We start from the raw sequence: 18,230 nt of genomic DNA, 5'->3' as shown, positions 1-18,230 counted from the left end.
CATCACCACCGACACGACAGGCCAGGAAACATGACAGACCCGAGCATCAGCACAGACCAGTCAGGCAACGCAGAGCCGGACAGCGCAACCCAGCCGGGCCCCGCACTGCCTACGGACATCGATGCCCTCAGCTACGAGGAAGCACGGGAACAGCTGGTGGCCGTGGTCTCCAAGCTCGAGGCCGGCGGTACCAGCCTTGAGGATTCCTTGGCCCTCTGGGAACGGGGCGAGGCTTTGGCCCGGCGTTGTGAGGATTGGCTGGAGGGCGCCAGAAAGCGGCTCGCTGCTGCCCGCAAGGACAGCTGAGCGGCAGCGAATCTAGCCGGAGACCAGGTCCGGTTCAGGACCGCTCGACGAGGCGTCGCTCGGCTTCAACATCGAACTCGGCCTTGGGCCATTCCAGATCAAGCTCGCCGAGCCCCTCCAGCAATAGCTGCTGCACCGCGATGCGCGCATACCATTTCTTGCTGGCGGGCACGACGTACCAGGGCGCGTAGTCCGTGGTGGTGGCATCGAAGGCTGCCTGGTAGGCGGCCATGTAATCGTCCCAGAAGGCGCGCTGTTTCAGGTCCTCGGTGTTGTACTTCCAGTGCTTGGCCGGATTGTCCAGCCGGGCCACGAGCCGTGCTCTCTGCTCGTCATTGCTGATGTGCAGCATGACCTTGACGATCTTGGTGCCCACCGCCGCCTGCCTTGCTTCGAACTCGTTGATCGCCCGGTAGCGGCGCTCAAGCTCCTTCGGGTCCGCCCAGCGGTGAACCCGGTGGATCAGGACATCCTCGTAATGGGACCGGTCAAAGACCCCCAGCATCCCGGCGGCCGGGACCTCCCTTTCGATCCGCCAGAGAAAGTCGTAGGCCTTTTCCTCGGGCGTAGGGGCCTTGAAGGATTTGAACTGGACGCCCTGCGGATCCATGGCGCCCAGAACGTGCTTCGTGATTCCGCCCTTGCCGGCAGTGTCCATGCCCTGCAGGATCAACAGGACACGCTTGGTACCGCCAAACCTGGACTCGGCGAACAGCTGCTCCTGGAGCTGCGCGAGCTTCGCGTCCAGCTCCTCAAGGAGCACCTCGCCGTCGGCCTTGTTCCCTGGATAGCCCAGGGTCGCGTCCGGATCAACATCCGCCAGCTTGAAGCCCTTGCCGACTTTCAAAGATTCGGACGGTAACTTCGTGAATTCCACAAGGCCTGCCATCGGGTCCTCTTTCCACGGTTGACTGTGGGTAAAGGCTAGTTCCCCTGATACCTGCTGAGGAAGTCTCCCATCCGGCCAATTGCTTCCTCGATGTCCTTGACGTTGGGCAGCGTCACCATCCGGAAGTGGTCGGGCCGGACCCAGTTGAACGCCCGGCCGTGGGAAACCAGGATCTTCTGTTCCTTCAGCAGGTCCAGGACAAACTTTTCGTCGTCCCGGATGCTGTAGACCTCAGGGTCCAGCTTGGGGAACAGGTAAAGCGCTCCCCGCGCCTGCTGGGTGCTGACGCCCGGGATGGCGTTGAGCATGTCGTAGGCCTTGTTGCGCTGTTCCAGCAGGCGGCCGCCGGGCAGGATGAGGTCGTTGATGCTCTGGTATCCGCCCAGGGCAGTTTGGATGGCGTGCTGGGCCGGGACGTTGGCGCAGAGCCGCATGTTGGCCAGCAGATTGATGCCTTCAAGGTAGTCCGCGGCTTCCTTCTTGGGGCCGGAGATGGCCATCCACCCGGCCCGGTAGCCACAGACGCGGTAGGCCTTGGAGAGCCCGCTGAAGGTCAGGCACAGCACGTCGTCGCCAGTGAGGCCTGCCATGTTCACGTGCACGGCGTCCTCGTAGAGGATCTTCTCGTAGATCTCGTCGGCGAAAATCACCAGCCCGTGCTTTTCGGCCAGCGCCACGATCTTGCGCAGCGTGCTTTCCGGATAGACGGCGCCGGTGGGGTTGTTCGGGTTGATGACCACGATGCCCTTGGTGCGGGGGGTGATCTTGGCCTCAAGGTCCTCCAGATCGGGCTGCCAGCCGGACTCCTCATCACAGAGGTAGTGGACCGGACGGCCACCGGCCAGTGCCACCGAGGCGGTCCACAGCGGATAGTCCGGGGTGGGGATCAGGATCTCGTCGCCCTCTTCGAGCAGGGCCATCAGCGACATGGTGATGAGCTCGCTGACGCCGTTGCCCAGGTAGATGTCGTCCACATGAATGCTCTGGATGCCGCGGGTCTGGTAGTACTGCGAGACGGCCGTGCGGGCAGAGAAGATGCCGCGGGAATCGCTGTATCCCTGGGCGTGGGGCAGGTGGCGGATCATGTCCACCAAGATCGCGTCCGGCGCTTCAAAACCGAAAGGTGCGGGGTTGCCGATGTTCAGTTTGAGGATCCGGTGACCCTCTGCCTCCATCTGCTGGGCGGCCTGAAGAATCGGTCCACGGATGTCGTAAAGGACATTATGAAGCTTGGTGGACTGCTTGAATTCTGCCATTCATCAAATATGCCACAAGCGGGATGTACTTCCGGGGAGAGGTGCCCCACACGCGGCGACCCGGGACGTAACGGGCCGGCGGGGCGGCGCCGCCCAAGTAGCTCGCAGTTGTTGTCGTTTTGGGGGTTCAAAACGACAACAACTGCGAGTCAGTTGGGTTCGGGCTACTTGACGATGCCCTTGTCCTTGAGCCACGCGGCAGCGGCGTCCTTGGCGTTCTGCTTCTGGCTTCCGCTCACCGCACGGTTGAGGTTGATCAGGTCGTCCGTGGTGAGGGTCTTGGAGACGTTGTTGAGCGCTTCCTTGGCCTTGTCCGTCACCTTGGCGCCGTTGTAGAGCGGGAGTACCTGCTGGGCCTTGAAGTTGTTCTTCGGGTCCTCCAGCACAACGAGGTCATTGTCCGCGATGGACGGCGTGGTGGTGAAAATGTCGGCAACCTGGACCTCGTCGCTCAGGAGCGCCTGCAGCGTGAGGTTGCCGCCGCCGTCGCTGAAGGGCTTGAGCGCCTTGAGTTCACAGTTGTAGTTCTTCTTGAGCCCCGGGAACCCGTAGGACCGGGTCTCGAAGGTGGCGGGCGCGGCCATGGTCAGGTCCTTGCAGACCTTGGCCAGGTCCTCGATGGTCTTCAGCTGGTACTTTTCCGCCGTGGCTTTGGTGACCACCATGGCGTCCTTGTCCTCGGCCTTGGACGGCTCAAGCACGGCGAGTCCCTGCGGCAGCTTGCCCGGAAGCGCCTTGTACACGTCGTCCGCGGTCACCTGTGCTGCCTCGGTGTCGACGAATGACAGAAGGTTGCCGGAGTAGTCCGGCACGACGTCCACCGACCCGTCCTGGACGGCCTTGAAATAGATCTCCCGGGAGCCGATGTTTGGCTTGGTGGTGGCGGTGACGCCGGCCGCGTTCAAAGCACCGGCATAGATCTCGGCGATGATCTGGCTTTCCGGGAAATCCGCCGAGCCGACCACGAGTGAACCGCCGGAGGTGGCGCCGCCGGCTGCACTCGTGGAGGGGGAAGACAGCGGATTGCCGCCGCTGCAGGCGGACAGGGCAAGGGCGACGCCGACACCGGCGGCGAGGCCGCCCAGGCCACGGCGGGTGAGAGTCGTGCGGACGGGGTACTTCATGCGGTGCCTCCTTGAACAGCGGCCGCCGCGGGCGCGGCAGCCGAGAGATCGGTGGCGGCCGTGCGGCCGCCCTTGGAACGTGCTGACAGCCCCGGTGAAACGACCAGCCGCTGCACGGCCGCCAGGACGAGGTCGACGACGATCGCCAGCGCCGCGATGAGCAGCGAACCTGCCAGCATCCGCGGGAAGTCCTGGAGCACCAGTCCATCGAACAGGTAGCGCCCCAGGCCGCCGAGCGGAAGGTAGGCCACCACCGACACTGTGGCGATCACCTGCAGCACGGCCGTGCGGATGCCGCCGAACATCACCAGGAGACCATTCGGAACCTCCACGCCGAACAGGACCTGCAGCTCTTTCATGCCCATGGCGCGGGCGGCATCCACCACATTGGAGTCCACACTGGAAATGCCGGCATACGTGCCGGCCAGCAGCGGCGGGACCGTGAGGATGACCAGCGCCCACACCGGCGGCATGAGGCCGCTTCCGGCGACGAGGGCGAACAGCACCAGGAGCCCCAGCGTGGGCAGCGCGCGGAGGGCGCCGGCCACGGCCACGGCCACCACCCGGCCCCTGCCCGTGTGGCCGATGTAGAGCCCCACCGGGACGGCGATGGCGGCGGCGATGATCAGGACCAGGAAGCTGTACTGCAGGTGCTCGAGCAGGCGGACGGGTATCCCGCCCGGGCCGGACCAGTGGGCTGGATCCGCGAGCCAGGCGAATGTTTGCGTGAAGATGTTCATGAGCCCGCCCCCGCGTGCACCCTGGCGTCGGCGGTGAATTCGGCGCCGGACTTGGCGTTCGCGCCAGACTTGACGGAACCTGCCCTGGTCCAGGGTGTGAGGACCCGTTCAAGGAGGACCAGCAGCGCGTCCATCACCACGGCCAGCAGCAGGATGGCGACAATCCCCACCACCACCTCGGTGACGAAGTTCCGCTGCAGCCCGTCCGTGAACAGCATCCCCAGGTTTCCGACGCCCAGCAGGGCGGCCACGCTCACCAGCGAAATGTTGCTCACCGACACCACGCGGAGACCCGCGAACATCACTGGCAGGGACAGCGGCAGGTCGATCTGCAGGAACCGGGCGGCGGGCTTGTAGCCCATGGCCACGGCCGCCTGCCGGAGGTCGTCGTCCACGGAATCGAAGGCGTCCATGGCCGCCCGGACCAGCAGCGCCACGGCGTAGATGGTCAGGGCGATGACGACGTTCAGCGGGTCAAGGATCCGGGTTCCCAGCAGCGGCGGGAGAATGATGAACAGCGCCAGCGAGGGGATGGTGTAAAGCAGGGAACTCACGGTGGCCACGAGCTGCCGAAGTGCGCTGTGCCGCCGCGACAACTGTGCCAGCGGGATGGAGATCAGCAGGCCCAGGACCATCGGAACCAGGGCCAGGGCCAGGTGCTGGCCCGCCCTTTCGAAGACCATGGGGCTGTTCGCCAGGAACCACTGCATCAGAGTGCGCCCTGCCGGGTCCGGCGCGCGGACTCGATGACGGAAAGCACCTCCGCGCCCTTGACGACGCCGGCAACCTTGCCGTCGCCGTCGACCGCGACGCCGAGACCCGAGGGTGACGACAGGGCGGCATCGAGGGCGCGCCGGAGGGTGTCGCCCGGCCGGAACAGTGAGCCGCCGGGGATGAGCTGGGAGTCAAGGCCGGGGCCTTCCCAACCCAGCGGGCGCTGCTGGTCATCCACCACGAGGCGCCAGCTGTTCTCATGCGCTTTGGCGTCCCCGCCCCGGGTGACCGTGTCCACGGGATGAACCGCGACGCCGTCGGCCGTGGTGAAGGCGAGGTGCCGAAACCCGCGGTCCCGGCCCACAAAGGAAGCCACGAACTCGTTCGCCGGCGCCCGGAGGATCTCCTCGGGGGTGGCGTACTGCGCCAGCTTGCCGCCGACGGCGAAGACCGCCACCTTGTCCCCCAGCACGGTGGCCTCGTCGATGTCGTGGGTGACGAAGACGATGGTCTTGGCCAGGTCACGCTGCAGGCGCAGGAGCTCCTGCTGAAGTTCGTCGCGGACCACGGGATCCACGGCGCTAAAGGGCTCATCCATCAGCAGGACCGGCGGGTCGGCGGCGAGCGCCCGGGCAACGCCGACGCGCTGCTGCTGGCCGCCGGAGAGCTGCGACGGGTACCGCTTGCCCAGCGACGGGGCCAGCCCCACGACGTCGAGCAGTTCTTCCGCGCGCCTGCGGGCGTCAGCTTTCGCCACGCCGTTCAGCCGGGGCACCGTGGCGATGTTGTCCACCACGGAGCGGTGCGGCATCAGGCCCGACGACTGCATCACATAGCCCATGGAGCGCCGGAGTTCTGCCGCCGGCACGGAGGTGACGTCCCGTCCTCCCACGGTGATGGTCCCGGACGTGGGCTCCACCATCCGGTTGATCATGCGCAGGGAGGTGGTCTTGCCGCAGCCTGATGGTCCCACGAACACCGTGATGGAGCCGCGGTCAATGGACATGCTCAACTGGTCCACCGCCGGTTGCCCGCTCTGGTACTGCTTGGTGACGCTCTGGAACTCAATCATGGCTTCGGCCATACCCGGCTTACCTAACTGTTGGGCGGCAACATCGGACGGTAAAGCGAATTGATCATATGCATGCTGTTTTTTGGCTGTAAAGCGCGTCTTGACACAGCGTAACCACTGCCTCAGGCAAAACCGCCGCAGGCGCGGATACCTTAATCATTCGGAGACAAACACCAATGATTCGGTGCCGTCCCCCGCCCGGATGGGTGGCGGAGTTTTTGTCCAGATAATGGGTCCAAAAGACCCCGGAGCGGCCATTATCTGGACAAAAACTCCAGCCTCAGGAATGGCGGTATCGCTCGGCGGCCCGCTGGCTCCGGCCGGCCACCACCACTTTCTGGTGCCATTCCCGCTGGTACGCCCTTCTCGCCGCAGCGTCGTGGCGGCGCTCCAGGGCGGCGAGCTCCCGCTGCAGCTTGACGTAACTTGCCCAGCGCCGCTCCTCGAGGGACCCGTCGTCGAGCGCCTCACGGACCGCGCACCCTGGTTCCCTGTCATGGGCGCAGTCCGAGAAGCGGCACTGTTCGAAGAGCATGTGCAGGTCGCCGAACATCTCCTCCATCCCGTCGTCGGCGTCGAACAGCCCGAAGCCGCGGACACCCGGGGTGTCCATCAGAACGGCGCCGTTGGGCAGCGGCACCAGCTCCCGCGCCGTGGTGGTGTGCCGCCCCCTGCCGTCGGTGGCCCTGACGTCGCCTGTTGACTGGACGTGGTGGCCCGCGAGCGCGTTGATGAGCGTGGACTTTCCTGCGCCGGAGGGTCCAAGCAGGGCGATTGTCCGCCCCGGCTGCACCCGGGAGAGCAATTCGTCGATGCCGTCCCCCTGCTCGGCAGAGGTGGTCACCACGTCCACTCCGGCTGCCTGCAGGATGACCTTCCCGACGACGTCATCGGCGATGTCCGCCAGGTCCGCCTTCGTGATGATCACCAGGGGTGTGGCACCGGAATCCCAGACGGCAACAAGCGTCCGTTCGAGCCTGTTGTGGCTCAGCGGACGGTCCACCGGAACAACCACGCCCACCATGTCGATGTTCGCGGCGAGGACCTGTGCCTCCGTGGACGGATCGAAGGCACGTTTGCGGCTCAGCTCGGACGTGCGGGGAAGCACCCCGACGACGGCCGGTTCCGCCGCCCGGTTGCGGCCGAGCCAGATCCAGTCGCCGGTGGCCGGCACGGCACCGGCCGGGTAGGGCAGATGCATCAGTCCGTCGGCCGTGGCGGCCACAATCCGGTTGCGGTCCACCCGGACGACGCGGGCGGCTGCCTCGCCGCCGGCGGCCGGATGGGCCGCGAAGTGCTGCGCCGCTGCCGCCGTGAAGCCGTACGGGACCGGGCCAGTCATGGGGTCAGGTTGTATGGGAGGGATTTGGTTTTGAAGCTGGTTGGCACGAAGGCCGGAAGGATTTTTCACTGTGAACCTCGGGTTGGCCCCGAAGTGCCGCCGGCCGTCCAGACAGTGCGCTGTGCACCGAGTGTGCTGGACTGGCTACGAGCGGGCAGCAGCAGGGGCAGGAGTAATGAAGGTGTTTTCGACTGGGCGCGGAGCGCACACGAATTCTGCAATCATCAGGTCCACCTCCCCCGCACTGTGTTCAACCGCACTGTGTTCAACCGGATTGTGTTCAGCCGGATTGTGTTCAGCCGGATTGTGTTCAGCCGGATTGTGTTCATGTCAGCCTGGCCGCCGCCGGACAGAATGTCCGCGGCCTCCCCCAGAATAGCCAGCCGGGCGCCGCCTGGCTAGGGAAACAGGAATTCAGTCCAGCTTGCCGTTGACCGGCCGTTCCCGGAACAACCGCAGCGCGGCATCGACCAGGGACACCCTGTTGAGCGAACCGACGTCGTGCAGCTGTATCCACGCGGCGTGCGTGGTGGTGCCATTCTCTTCGTGGGTGAGCTCCCCGCCCGTCACCCTCGCCTCATACACCAGGCGGAGGGCCTGAAAGTCGCGGTCCGCCCCGTCCAGCCGCGAACCCGCCGGCCAGTGCCCGACGTCGATCCCCAGCATCGCGCCGATTTCGGCGTGGTAGCCCGTCTCCTCGAAGACCTCCCGGATGCAGCCGTCCACGGGATGCTCGGCAAGGTCCAGCCCGCCGCCGGGCAGCGTCCAGCCTTCCTTGCCGTCCTGCTTCCAGTACGCGAGGAGGATGGCGCGGTCGCGGATGATCACCGCGTAGGCGGCGGGGCGGGTGTCGAAGAGAACGGTCATGGCTCCAGCGTAGCCCCGCGCTATCCGCGTGCAGGCGGCCGTCCTAGAGTGGGACTGTGACGAATCTGGAGCTTCTCCCGCAGGAGGAAACCTGCCCGCCCGCCGGCCCGGACACAGGGACGGGAACCGGGCCATGCCTGCAGCTGTGGCCGGCCCGTGAAGTGCCGCTCGGCGGAGTCCGCGCGATGTCGGTGCTCCGCACCCTGCCCCAGCGCAGCCTGCCCACTGTGGGCGCCTGGTGCTTCCTGGACAGCTTCGGCCCCGACCGGACGGCGATGTCCGTGCTGCCGCACCCACATACCGGCCTGCAGACCGTGACGTGGCCCCTCGCCGGGCAGATCAGGCACCGGGACAGCGTGGGCAGCGACGTCATTGTCCGCCCGGGCGAGCTGAACATCATGACAGCCGGGCACGGCGTCTCGCACTCCGAGTTTGCCATGCTGCCGGCAACGGACGACGCCGGTGCAGGGCTTCCGCTGCAGCGGGGGCTGCAGCTGTGGGTCGCGTTGCCGGACGGGGAACGGGACAGGCCTCCGGCCTTCGAGCAGCACCGCAACCTTCCGACGGTCCGTGGCCCGGGCTATACGGCCACGGTGATGGTGGGGACCTTCGCCGGCGCTTCCTCGCCGGCCACGATGTACACGCCCATCGTCGGAGCGGACGTCAGCTGCGGCGGCGCCGCCGCTTTTCCGCTTGACCCGGCGTTCGAACACGCCGTCCTGGTGCTCGACGGCGGCCTGACGGTGGACGGGCAGGACGTCGGGCCGGGGCCGCTGGGCTACCTGGGGGCCGGGCGCGAGGTCCTGGCCGTGGACGCCCTGCCGGAGACCCGGTTCGTGCTGATCGGCGGCGAGCCGCTCCAGGAGGAGCTGCTGATGTGGTGGAACTTCGTGGGCAGGACGCATGAGGAGGTGGCCCAGGCACGGGCGGACTGGGAGGCCCAGGCCGAACTGTCCGACGCGGCTGCCGAAGCCTCGCGGTTCGGGCTGGTCCACGGCCACGGTCCTGACGCGGGCCGCGAGGCAGGCAGGATCCCCGCACCGCCCTTGCCCGGGGTGAAGCTCAGGCCACGGACCCGGTCCTGAGTCACGGCCGCCCCGGGCTGGCTCTCTCCAAGCGCGAACGGACACCTGGGGCCCTCAACGCGGGGCTCAAGTGTCCGTTCGCGCCCGGTTACACCAGTGTCAGCCCTGGCCACGGACCAGCAGCGGAACACCGAAGACAGGGTCCTGCTCCAGAATCCGCACATCGCTGACTCCGGCTGCCGCCAGGTGCTTCCGGAACGAGTCCTGGAGCCGGACAACGTTCATGCCCAGGCCGCTGCCCAGGATGACCGGTCCGTCCAGCCCCAGCTGCCGGAGGACCTGGGCCGCCATGTCCGCCAGGTCCTTGCCCGCCTGGTCGATCAGGTCGCGGCTGACGCTGTGGCCGGCGTCTGCCGCCTCCACCACCAGCCGGGCCTGCTGCGCCCAGAAGCGGCGTCCCGTGTCCGGGGAGTGAAAGAGCGCGATCAGCTTGTTCGGGTCATCTGTGCTGCAGGAGTCCAGCAGCGCCCGGGTCAGCGCGTCCGGTTCCTGCCCCTGGTTCATGCGCCGCAGGCTGTGGCGCACTGCCTCCCGGCCCAGCCAGTAGCCGCTGCCTTCATCGCCCAGGAGGTAGCCCCAGCCGCCGGCCCTCGCCTCGTCGCCGTTCCCGTTCGTGCCCCAGGCCGCCGAGCCGGTGCCCGCAATGACTGCGACGCCGGTGTTGGCGCCGCCGGCCGCGAGCAGGAGCCGGGAGTCGTGGACCACCGTGATCCGGGCCCCCGGGGCGTGCGGCGCGATGAGTGCTGCCAGGGCGGCGGCGTCCTCATCGGTGTCGATTCCGCCCGCACCGGCATAGACCTGTGCCACCGGGCCACGGCCGATTTTTGCGAAAAGCTCCTCGAGATGCGCAGCGGCTTCCGCCCGGCTGACATTCTGGACGTTGGCGCTTCCCACGCTCTCGTCAGCCACCGGTTCCCCGTGTTCGAAGCGGACGCCCCTCGTCTTGGTGCCGCCGATGTCGAGGCCGATCACGACGTCGTCGGGCTGGGCAGTGCCCGACCGGGCAGAACCGGACGGGACAGCATGGGACACGACCGGAGTGGACGCATCAGGGGCCGCACCGGATAGGTTGTCAGAGTTAGTCACCTGAACAGAGTACTGATTAGCCCCAAGGAGCAGGCCATGTCCCTCGCCGAGATCGATACCCGCATCATTGCCGCGCCCATGGCGGGCGGGACGTCGACGCCGGGCTTCGTGACGGCCGTGCACCGCGCCGGAGGGCTGGGCTTCCTGGCCGCGGGCTACAAGAGTGCGGACGCGGTCAGCGCCGAAATCCGTGCCTGCCGGGACGCCGGCGTCCGGTTCGGACTCAACGTTTTTGTGCCCGACCATGCACAGCTGAACCCCGCCCCCGACGCTGTGGCCAGGCTGGAAGACTACCGGAGCAGCCTCGACCGGGACGCCGGGCGCTATGGCGTGACCGTGCCACCCCTGGTGCTTGACGACGACGATGCCTGGCAGGCGAAGATCGACCTCCTCCTGCAAGAGCCCGTTGAACTGGTCAGTTTCGCGTTCGGGCTGCCCGGTTCCCCCATTGTCCAGGCGCTCCGGAAGGCCGGGTCCACCGTCCTGGCCACGGTCACCAGCCGCGCCGAGGCCGAGTTGGCAGCGGACCGCGGCTTCGATGCCCTCGTCGTCCAGCACAGCAGCGCGGGCGCCCATTCCGGTGCTTTCCTGCCCGCGGCGGCACGTGTCGGGATGCCGCCGTCGACCGCTGACTTGATCCGGGAGGTAAGGGCCGCCGTCGGCCTGCCGCTGATCGCAGCCGGCGCGGTATCCGACGCCGCCGCTGTCAGGTCGGTGATTGCCGCCGGGGCGGCCGCCGCCCAAGTGGGAACGGCGCTGCTGCGGACGGAGGAAAGCGGCGCGCGGCCGCTGCACAAGGACGCCCTTGGCGATGACCGCTTCACGGAAACAACACCCACCCGGGCGTTCACGGGCCGCTACGCACGGGCACTCGTCAATGACTTTGTCCGCGACCACGGGGACGCACCGGAGGGCTACCCCGCCATCCACCATCTGACCGCCCCCATCCGCGCGGCGGCTGCCGCCGCCGGTGACCGGGAGCGGCTGAACCTTTGGGCGGGGAAGGGCTGGCGCTCGGCCAGGACGGGACCCGTGGCCGAGGCGATCGGCGCACTGCTGGACGGTTAAGCTCCAGGGCGGTTAAGGAGCCCGACGGCAGGAGGCGCGGCTCCAGGGGGCACGGCTCCGGGTGGCACGGCTCCGGGTGGCACGGCTCCGAGGGCCGGCGCCGAGTGCCGGTCAAGCGCCCGACCGGGCCCGGACCAGCCCCGCCAGCAGCCCGGGTCCCTCGTCCAACACGAGCTCGCGGAAGAGGCGCACGGCGTCCGGTTCACTGTCCCGCACGCTGCGGCGTTCCCGCCAGGCCAGGCCGATCTCGCGGTATGCCAGTTCCGACTCCAGCGCAACTTCCACCCAGCCCAGGTCGCCGGTGGCTTCCGTGACACCGCGGCCCGGGCTGCTGCCGCCCTCCGGCGGAAGGATGCTGACACCCAGGCCTGCGGAAACCAGGCCACGCGCGGTGTGGGAATCCTGGCTTTCGAAGGCTATCCGCGGCCTAAAGCCGGCCTCCCGGAACAGCGCATCCGTCAGGGAGCGCAGCCCGTAGCCGGATCCGAGCGCAACGAACGGGTCTTTCCGGATCTGGGCCACGGCCACCGACGTCCGGTCGGCAAACGGGTGCCGGTGGTGCACCACGAGCCGCAGCGGTTCCCGGTACAGGGCAACGGAGCCAATGGTCCTACTGGCGGGTGCCACGGGGGCGGTCAGTGCGAGATCGGCGACGCCGGAGGACAGTTCCGCGAGGCAGCTGTCGCGGGAGCCCTGGCTGAGGTCGAACTCCGCCTGCGGATAGCGGCTCCTGAACGCACTGATGAGCAAGGGCAGCGTCGCCTCCCCAAACGTGTGCTGAAAGGTGACGGCGATCCGGCCGCGCACCACCTCCGATTGGTGCCGTACAAGGTCCAGGCCGGCGCGGAACTCGGCGAGCGCCGACTCCACATAAGGCAGCAGCGTCGTGGCGGCTGGAGTGAGCCGCACTCCCCTGCCGTCCCGGACCAGCAGATCGGTCCCCACCACGGCGCTGGCACGCGCCAGCGCTCGGCTAACGGTCGACTGCGGAACGCCCAGCAGCTCTGCGGTTTCGGTGATGTGTTGGGTCCGCCCGAGCTCTGCCAGCAGGGGCAGGATCGGCAGCAGCTGCACGAGCTGCCTGTGCTGGATATCCACGGTTTTTCCTCCGTCAATCAATCCGATACAGCATGAATAGTCGATGAATCATGCATTGGATACTAGAACAGCCTAGATCTACGCTGAAGGCATGCCAACGCCGCGCAAGCACGCCCCCGGAACCCCGCCGCGCCAGTCCCGGCTACCGGCCGGTGCCGCTGCCAAGGCGGGGGCCGAGTGGAACGGGCACCGGAAGGGCTCCCAGGCCTACGGGAGGATCCTGGCTGGCCTTGCGTTCGCCGGCGTGGCCACCTTCGCGCAGCTCTATTCCACCCAGGCAGTGCTCCCCGTCATGGCCGCCGAGCTTCGGGTGAGCGCCGCGGAAGCCGCGCTCACCATTTCGCTGGCCACCGTGGGCCTCGCCGTCACCGTCATCCCCTGGTCGTTCCTCGCAGACCGGATCGGGAGGGTGAAAGCGATGACCTGGGGAATCTGCCTGGCCACGGCCTTGGGGCTGCTGGTGCCGCTGGCCACGTCCTTCCCCGTCCTGCTGGGCCTCCGGATGCTGGAGGGCATGGCCCTCGGCGGCATCCCTGCCATCGCCATTGCCTACCTCAACGAGGAGATCGACCGGGCGCATGCTGCCGTGGCCGCGGGCAGCTACGTCGCCGGCACCACCCTGGGCGGCCTGGCCGGCAGGCTCGTGGCCGGACCGGCAGGGGAACTGTGGGGATGGCGCGCCGCCGCGCTCGCCGTCTCCGTCCTGGCCACGGTGGCCGCCGTGCTCTTCCTGGTCCTCATTCCCAAGGCCCGGGGCTTCAGCCCGGCCCGCGGCATAGGCCTGCGCGGCGCGGCCAGGACACTGTCAGGGCATCTGGCCAATCCGCGGCTGCTGGCACTGTACGTGCAGGCCTTCCTGCTGATGGGCGGCTTCGTAGCTGTCTACAACTATCTCGGGTTCCGGCTTTCCGGCGAACCGTTCAGCCTTCCCGCCACGCTCATCAGCCTCATCTTCCTGGCCTATCTGTCAGGCACGGCGACCTCACGCTGGGCCGGAGCCCTGACGCAGCGCTTCGGCCGGCGGACAGTGCTGCTTGCCGGAATTGCGGTGATGGCGGCAGGCCTGGCCCTCACCCTTACCCAGGTGCTGGCGCTGATACTGGCCGGCCTCATCATTTTCACCGGCGGCTTCTTCGCCGCCCACAGCGTCGGCGCGGGCTGGACGGGAGCCATCGCCCAGACCGGCCGGGCACAGGCGGCATCGCTGTACAACCTCGCGTATTACCTGGGTTCCAGCATCCTGGGCTGGGCAGGTGGGCTGGTGTTCCAGTCGCTCGGCTGGCCGGCGCTGGCCACCGCCGTCATCATCCTGGGGTGTGCGACGGCGGTGATCACCGCCGTCGTGCATCCCGCCTCCGGGCGCCAACGGCGGCAGCGCCCGCAGGACGAGGCGAGCCTGCAGCATTCCTGAATTATTCGCCGCCGAACGGCGCGGGAAACCTGCAGATGTTCGGAAGTGAAGCCTGCCCGTGAATGTCTTGGCCAGATTCGCGCCGCTAAGATGAACGGAGAACACTTCAGGAGGATTCGTGAGCAGCAACCCGAAGAATATTCGGCCGGCGGCGGGGCACGAGCCGCTCGACGCCATCGATGAGCGGCTGCTGGCGGCCCTGGTGGACGATGCCCGGATATCCAACAAGCAACTGGCGGAACTGGTGGGCATCGCCCCCTCCACCGCCCTCATGCGGACCCGCGCACTCTCAGACCGGGGCATCATCCAGGGATTTGAGGCGAAGCTGAGCCTTTCCGCGATCGGGCGGTCGGTGCAGGCCCTGATCGCTGTCCGGCTGCGCGCCCACGACCGGGAGCAGATCGACCGCTTCACCTCCCGCGTCCCCAAGCTGCCCGCCGTGCTGTCGACGTTCCACACGTCGGGCTCGGTCGACTATCTGTTGCACATCGCCGTCGCCACCACCGAGGACCTTCGGGACTGGGTTCTGGACAACCTCGCCACTGACCCCGTGGTGGGCCACACAGAGACCACACTGGTGTTCGAGCACATGCCGGGCAACCACGGGCCGCTGCCCGACCAGGACTGACCCGGCAAGAGGATCCGGCCAAAGGACTGACCCGGCGAGAGGACTGGGGTGGCACCGGGACGACCCTCCGGCCTACTTAACGGCGGGGAAGCAGCAGGCCCGAGTGGGCTGCACCTAGAAGGTCGCCGCGGAGAAGGGCTAGCTCGTCGCGGCGCCGTGCGGCGTTCCGCTGTTGCCGCACGGTTTCCTCCGGAATAACCCGCCGCCGCTCCGCCCATTCCACCAGGCCGGCACCGACTCGGACGGCCACAGCTTCCAAGAGAGAGGCACGGCGGTAGCCGAGGACGGATTGGTTGACCGATAGAGCACTCATGGCTCTTTCCTTTCGGGACTCGTTGACTGTTTTGTACTGATCGACTCCGCATCGGCGGTGTCCTGCGCTTTGCGCTGGCCGCGGGTGCCTGCTGATGCGGGGACACCGAGGATGGGGAAGGCGTTGAAGTGGATCTGGACCGGCCGGGCGCCCTGCTGGTCCCCCTCGCCGCGGATCTCCTCCAGCAGCCGGTAGGAGTAGGCCTCCATGGCCCGCGTGTACGCGCCCAGCTGCTCCTCGTTCATCCGCACGTTGGCGGTACTGACGGTGGCGGCTTCCAGCCAGTCGCGGTCCAGGGTGTCCGCCCCGTGCGCCATGAAGTCGGCGAGCACGGCCTGCCTGCGCAGTTCGAATTCGCGGTTGACCAGCCGGGATGCCTCCTGGGTGGCGGGGGAACTTGCAAGTTCAGGTGACGATACCTCGATGGCGCCGCGCGGCCGTTCCCACCACCGCTCCCGTGCCGTGCCCTTGCCCTCTACTTCCCGGACGAAGTCGTGCTTGGCCAGCTGGCGCAGGTGGTAGCTCGTGGAACCGCTGGACTCCCCCAGCAGCTCGCCGAGGCTGCATGCCGTCTGCGCGCCGTACCGGGACAGCATCTCCAGGATCTGGACGCGCAACGGGTGCGCAAGGGCCTTGAGGGAGGCCGGATCCACCTTACGGACGGGGTACGGCAGTTCCTGTACGGCGGGGGCTTCGGTGCTGGGCTTGATGGCCATACGCCAAGGCTACTCTTGCAAAGATTCCTTTGCAACGATTATTTTGCAATCAGTTCTTTGCAATCGTTCCTTTGCAAGAACCCTGATTTACGACGGCGGCAGGCCACCAGCCGCTGCTACCGGCGGAGGCTCCGGCGCCAGGTAATCGCGGCCAGCAGCGCCGCCGCGCAGGCGCAGGCTGTCACGAATCCGGCGACGGCCGCGTCGAGCCCATAGGCCGCCGTCGCGAGCCCCAGCCCCATCACCGGGACGGCGCTTCCGAGATAGGTGATCACGTAGACCGTGCTGATGATCTGTGCATGCCGGGACGCCTCCACCTTGCCGGCCAGGTCATTGAAGACGGTCCGGAAGGCGATGCCCTGGCCGGCGCCTGCGGCAACGCTCGCCGCCACCAGCAGCCACGGGTTGCCGGCCGCAGCCGCGGCCCCAATGAGCGCCACGGCGCCGCCGAGCACAGCCAACCCTGCCGGCACAGCGAACCTGCTCCGGACGGCAACCAACTGGCTCAGGGCGGACGACCCCAGGGTGAGCCCGGCCAGCAGGCCAATCAGTGGCCGGGAGTCGGTGCTGAGGACTTTCGCGAAGTAGCCGGGTGCGAGGGAAAGGCAGAAGCCGAATACGGCAAAGCTGAGGAAGCCGACGGCCGCCGCCAGCCAGAATGCGCCCCGGGCCTCGCGGGACACTGTTGGCCGGCGCGGCGCCAAGGCCTTCAGCGGGCGGGGGCCGGCAGCAGGCTTGATGGCGGGCCGGGCGCGGAGCAGGTACAGCGGGACCAGCAGGGCTGCCAGAACGAGCGAATGGACGAGGTACGGCGTCGTGGTGGACCCGGGCAGAAGGGACAGGATCCCGCCGATCGCGGGGCCCGCTGCCACGCCCCCGGCCGAGGCCAGCAGGGTGAAACGGGAGGCCCACTCCGGGCGTTCCGGCAGCAGCTCACGCAGTGCCGCCGAGCTTGCGCCCGTTGCCAGGGCGACGGCAACGCCTTGGAGCGCCCGGCCGCCGCACAGCCCGGCAAGACTGTCTGCCCCCGCAAAGACCAGCCCGCCCGCGAGCCCCGTCAGCACGGCAAGGAGGAGCGCCGCACGGCGCCCGATGTGGTCGGACCAGTGCCCGGCAAGCATGAGCGTGGCCACGAGCGCCAGGACGTAGGCAGCGAACGCGACGGTGATGCCCAGGGAACTGATGCCCAGCCGCACCTGCAGCAGCGGATACAGCGGAGTCGCCAGGTTGGCTCCCACCAGGAGCGTGAAAATGACGACGCCGGCCATGGCCAGCCGTGAGGTGGTGGACGCATCCCAGCCCCAGCGGGTGGCCGTCGCCGGACGCATTCGAAGTTCGCTAAAGACGGTCATGCCCGTGCCCTTGCCTGTGTGTCCGCGGAACCTGCCCCTTATGGGGGCTGCACGCGCGGATGGAATCTTGGTACCTAAAGAATGCGGCAAGAGTGCGTACCCAGTGCGTCATTTTGTGGGAATATTGAGCAAAACCATCAATCTTTGGCCGGATTCATGAACCGGAGTGACGATTTGAACATCTTGGACCCCACGGATCTGAAGATCCTGCTCGAACTGATCCGCGACCCCCGCGTCCAGATCGGCGAGCTGAGCGACAAACTCGGCATCGCGCGGAACACCGCCCAGTCACGCGTGCGCCGGATGCTGCGCTCCGGCATCCTGCACGACGGCGGCCGCGAGATCGACCTCGAAGCGGTGGGTTACGACGTCGTCGCCTTTGTGACGATTGAAGTAACCCACCGGGAGCTCGACGGCGTGATCGCGGCTTTGCGGCTGATTCCCCAGGTCCTCGAAGTGCACGAGATCTCCGGCAGGGGCGACGTCTGGTGCCGGGTAGTGGCCACCGATACGCAAAATCTCCAGGGTGCGCTGCGTTCGATCCTGCGCATCAAGGGCGTGATCCGCACCGAGACTGTGCTTGCCCTCCACACGCACATCCCTTACCGGACCGAGCCGCTGATCAGCCGGCTCGTTCAGTCGGCAGGTGTTTCAGCGTCAGGTGCTCAGTCGGCTCCGGCGCCTGCGCCGGCCCGGCCGGAATAGGATGCGAGGATGGATTGGCTCTCTTACTTCTTTCAGATCAACTGGCTTGCGGTGCTTCTTGCCTTCATCGCGAGCATGGCCATCGGCTTCGTCTGGTACCTGCCCGCCGTGCTCGGCAAGCGGTGGATGGAAGCCGTGGGCAAAACGGAAGATGACCTCAGGAAGTCCGAGGGCGGCGCCGGAGTCTGGGTTCCCATGATGGCAGCCGCAGTCCTGACAGCCGTCCTCCTTGCAGTGCTGATCAGCAAGCTCGGGCTCGACACCGCGCTGGCCGGCGGATGGTTCGCATTTGTTCTGGCGGTGGTGTTTCGCGTGGGTGGCCATTTGATCCACAACGGCTTCGCCGGACGTCCTGCCGCGGTGACGCTGATCGATTCCGGCCACGATGTCCTCGCTGTGACGGCCGCCGGAGTCATCATCGGCGCAATGTCCTGACCCAACGCGATGTCCTGACCCAA

The 18,230-nt window shown here is 67.4% G+C and carries 20 protein-coding genes; 7 read left to right on the top strand and 13 right to left on the bottom strand.

The genetic code is table 11. From position 1 onward, the window contains the following. Positions 1 to 30: 30 nt before the first annotated feature. Positions 31 to 306, top strand: coding sequence for an exodeoxyribonuclease VII small subunit (locus tag ACFRAU_RS06935; protein ID WP_377994424.1), 276 nt, complete (start codon positions 31 to 33; stop codon positions 304 to 306). Between the two features lie 34 nt (positions 307 to 340). Here the strand turns inward: ACFRAU_RS06935 and ACFRAU_RS06930 are convergent, their stop codons facing one another. From ACFRAU_RS06930 to ACFRAU_RS06895, 8 genes are all read right to left on the bottom strand, one after another. Beyond that, the gene (locus ACFRAU_RS06930) at positions 341 to 1,195 is read right to left on the bottom strand and encodes a PPK2 family polyphosphate kinase (protein ID WP_377994423.1); all 855 of its coding nucleotides are present in this window, start codon (positions 1,193 to 1,195) and stop codon (positions 341 to 343) included. Positions 1,196 to 1,230: 35 nt separating this feature from the next. Further along, positions 1,231 to 2,451 (bottom strand): pyridoxal phosphate-dependent aminotransferase, encoded by a 1,221-nt coding sequence (locus ACFRAU_RS06925; protein ID WP_111905289.1) that lies wholly within the window; start codon positions 2,449 to 2,451, stop codon positions 1,231 to 1,233. Positions 2,452 to 2,615: 164 nt separating this feature from the next. Next, entirely contained in the window at positions 2,616 to 3,575 is a 960-nt protein-coding gene (locus ACFRAU_RS06920) for an ABC transporter substrate-binding protein (RefSeq protein WP_377994422.1), read from the bottom strand. After that, the gene (locus ACFRAU_RS06915) at positions 3,572 to 4,315 is read right to left on the bottom strand and encodes an ABC transporter permease (RefSeq protein WP_377999285.1); all 744 of its coding nucleotides are present in this window, start codon (positions 4,313 to 4,315) and stop codon (positions 3,572 to 3,574) included. Before ACFRAU_RS06915 ends, ACFRAU_RS06920 begins: the two co-directional genes overlap by 4 nt. Continuing rightward, a complete protein-coding gene (locus ACFRAU_RS06910) occupies positions 4,312 to 5,025 on the bottom strand; it encodes an ABC transporter permease (RefSeq protein WP_377994420.1) in 714 nt (237 codons plus the stop codon). Before ACFRAU_RS06910 ends, ACFRAU_RS06915 begins: the two co-directional genes overlap by 4 nt. Then, complete coding sequence (locus ACFRAU_RS06905) at positions 5,025 to 6,113, bottom strand: ABC transporter ATP-binding protein (RefSeq protein ID WP_377994419.1); 1,089 nt, start codon at positions 6,111 to 6,113, stop codon at positions 5,025 to 5,027. Before ACFRAU_RS06905 ends, ACFRAU_RS06910 begins: the two co-directional genes overlap by 1 nt. 268 nt (positions 6,114 to 6,381) lie before the next feature. After that, positions 6,382 to 7,443, bottom strand: coding sequence for a ribosome small subunit-dependent GTPase A (rsgA, locus tag ACFRAU_RS06900; RefSeq protein ID WP_377999284.1), 1,062 nt, complete (start codon positions 7,441 to 7,443; stop codon positions 6,382 to 6,384). A gap of 414 nt (positions 7,444 to 7,857) precedes the next feature. Then, positions 7,858 to 8,310, bottom strand: coding sequence for an NUDIX hydrolase (locus tag ACFRAU_RS06895; RefSeq protein WP_377994418.1), 453 nt, complete (start codon positions 8,308 to 8,310; stop codon positions 7,858 to 7,860). 56 nt (positions 8,311 to 8,366) lie between these two features. On the opposite strand from ACFRAU_RS06895, the gene ACFRAU_RS06890 reads away from it, so the two are divergent. Next, positions 8,367 to 9,395, top strand: a complete 1,029-nt coding sequence (locus ACFRAU_RS06890) for a pirin family protein (RefSeq protein WP_377999283.1) — start codon at positions 8,367 to 8,369, stop codon at positions 9,393 to 9,395. Between the two features lie 99 nt (positions 9,396 to 9,494). On the opposite strand, the gene ACFRAU_RS06885 is transcribed toward ACFRAU_RS06890, so the two are convergent. Beyond that, a complete protein-coding gene (locus tag ACFRAU_RS06885; RefSeq protein WP_377994446.1) occupies positions 9,495 to 10,427 on the bottom strand; it encodes an N-acetylglucosamine kinase in 933 nt (310 codons plus the stop codon). 90 nt (positions 10,428 to 10,517) lie between these two features. Here ACFRAU_RS06885 and ACFRAU_RS06880 point away from each other — a divergent pair, with 90 nt between their 5' ends. Beyond that, the gene (locus ACFRAU_RS06880) at positions 10,518 to 11,549 is read left to right on the top strand and encodes a nitronate monooxygenase (protein WP_377994416.1); all 1,032 of its coding nucleotides are present in this window, start codon (positions 10,518 to 10,520) and stop codon (positions 11,547 to 11,549) included. A gap of 111 nt (positions 11,550 to 11,660) precedes the next feature. Here ACFRAU_RS06880 and ACFRAU_RS06875 read toward each other — a convergent pair whose 3' ends face one another. Then, positions 11,661 to 12,647: a LysR family transcriptional regulator gene (locus ACFRAU_RS06875; RefSeq protein ID WP_377999282.1), complete on the bottom strand. Its 987-nt coding sequence runs from the start codon at positions 12,645 to 12,647 to the stop codon at positions 11,661 to 11,663. A 91-nt stretch (positions 12,648 to 12,738) separates the two neighbouring features. On the opposite strand from ACFRAU_RS06875, the gene ACFRAU_RS06870 reads away from it, so the two are divergent. After that, entirely contained in the window at positions 12,739 to 14,058 is a 1,320-nt protein-coding gene (locus tag ACFRAU_RS06870) for an MFS transporter (protein WP_377999281.1), read from the top strand. 118 nt (positions 14,059 to 14,176) lie between these two features. Further along, positions 14,177 to 14,686: an Lrp/AsnC family transcriptional regulator gene (locus ACFRAU_RS06865; protein WP_377994413.1), complete on the top strand. Its 510-nt coding sequence runs from the start codon at positions 14,177 to 14,179 to the stop codon at positions 14,684 to 14,686. A gap of 76 nt (positions 14,687 to 14,762) precedes the next feature. On the opposite strand, the gene ACFRAU_RS06860 is transcribed toward ACFRAU_RS06865, so the two are convergent. From ACFRAU_RS06860 to ACFRAU_RS06850, 3 genes are all read right to left on the bottom strand, one after another. Beyond that, the gene (locus ACFRAU_RS06860) at positions 14,763 to 14,999 is read right to left on the bottom strand and encodes a 2-nitropropane dioxygenase (RefSeq protein ID WP_377999280.1); all 237 of its coding nucleotides are present in this window, start codon (positions 14,997 to 14,999) and stop codon (positions 14,763 to 14,765) included. Then, positions 14,996 to 15,715, bottom strand: a complete 720-nt coding sequence (locus tag ACFRAU_RS06855; RefSeq protein ID WP_377999279.1) for an ArsR/SmtB family transcription factor — start codon at positions 15,713 to 15,715, stop codon at positions 14,996 to 14,998. Before ACFRAU_RS06855 ends, ACFRAU_RS06860 begins: the two co-directional genes overlap by 4 nt. Positions 15,716 to 15,831: 116 nt before the next feature. Then, the gene (locus ACFRAU_RS06850) at positions 15,832 to 17,067 is read right to left on the bottom strand and encodes an MFS transporter (protein ID WP_377999278.1); all 1,236 of its coding nucleotides are present in this window, start codon (positions 17,065 to 17,067) and stop codon (positions 15,832 to 15,834) included. A gap of 174 nt (positions 17,068 to 17,241) precedes the next feature. Here ACFRAU_RS06850 and ACFRAU_RS06845 point away from each other — a divergent pair, with 174 nt between their 5' ends. Further along, positions 17,242 to 17,772, top strand: a complete 531-nt coding sequence (locus tag ACFRAU_RS06845; RefSeq protein WP_377999277.1) for an Lrp/AsnC family transcriptional regulator — start codon at positions 17,242 to 17,244, stop codon at positions 17,770 to 17,772. 9 nt (positions 17,773 to 17,781) lie between these two features. Then, positions 17,782 to 18,207, top strand: a complete 426-nt coding sequence (locus tag ACFRAU_RS06840) for a DUF1761 domain-containing protein (protein WP_377999276.1) — start codon at positions 17,782 to 17,784, stop codon at positions 18,205 to 18,207. Positions 18,208 to 18,230 lie beyond the last annotated feature (23 nt).

The sequence above is a fragment of the Arthrobacter sp. NPDC056691 genome (assembly GCF_042791415.1).
Lineage (GTDB): Bacteria > Actinomycetota > Actinomycetes > Actinomycetales > Micrococcaceae > Arthrobacter.
This window is presented reverse-complemented; position numbering and strand designations above follow the sequence as displayed.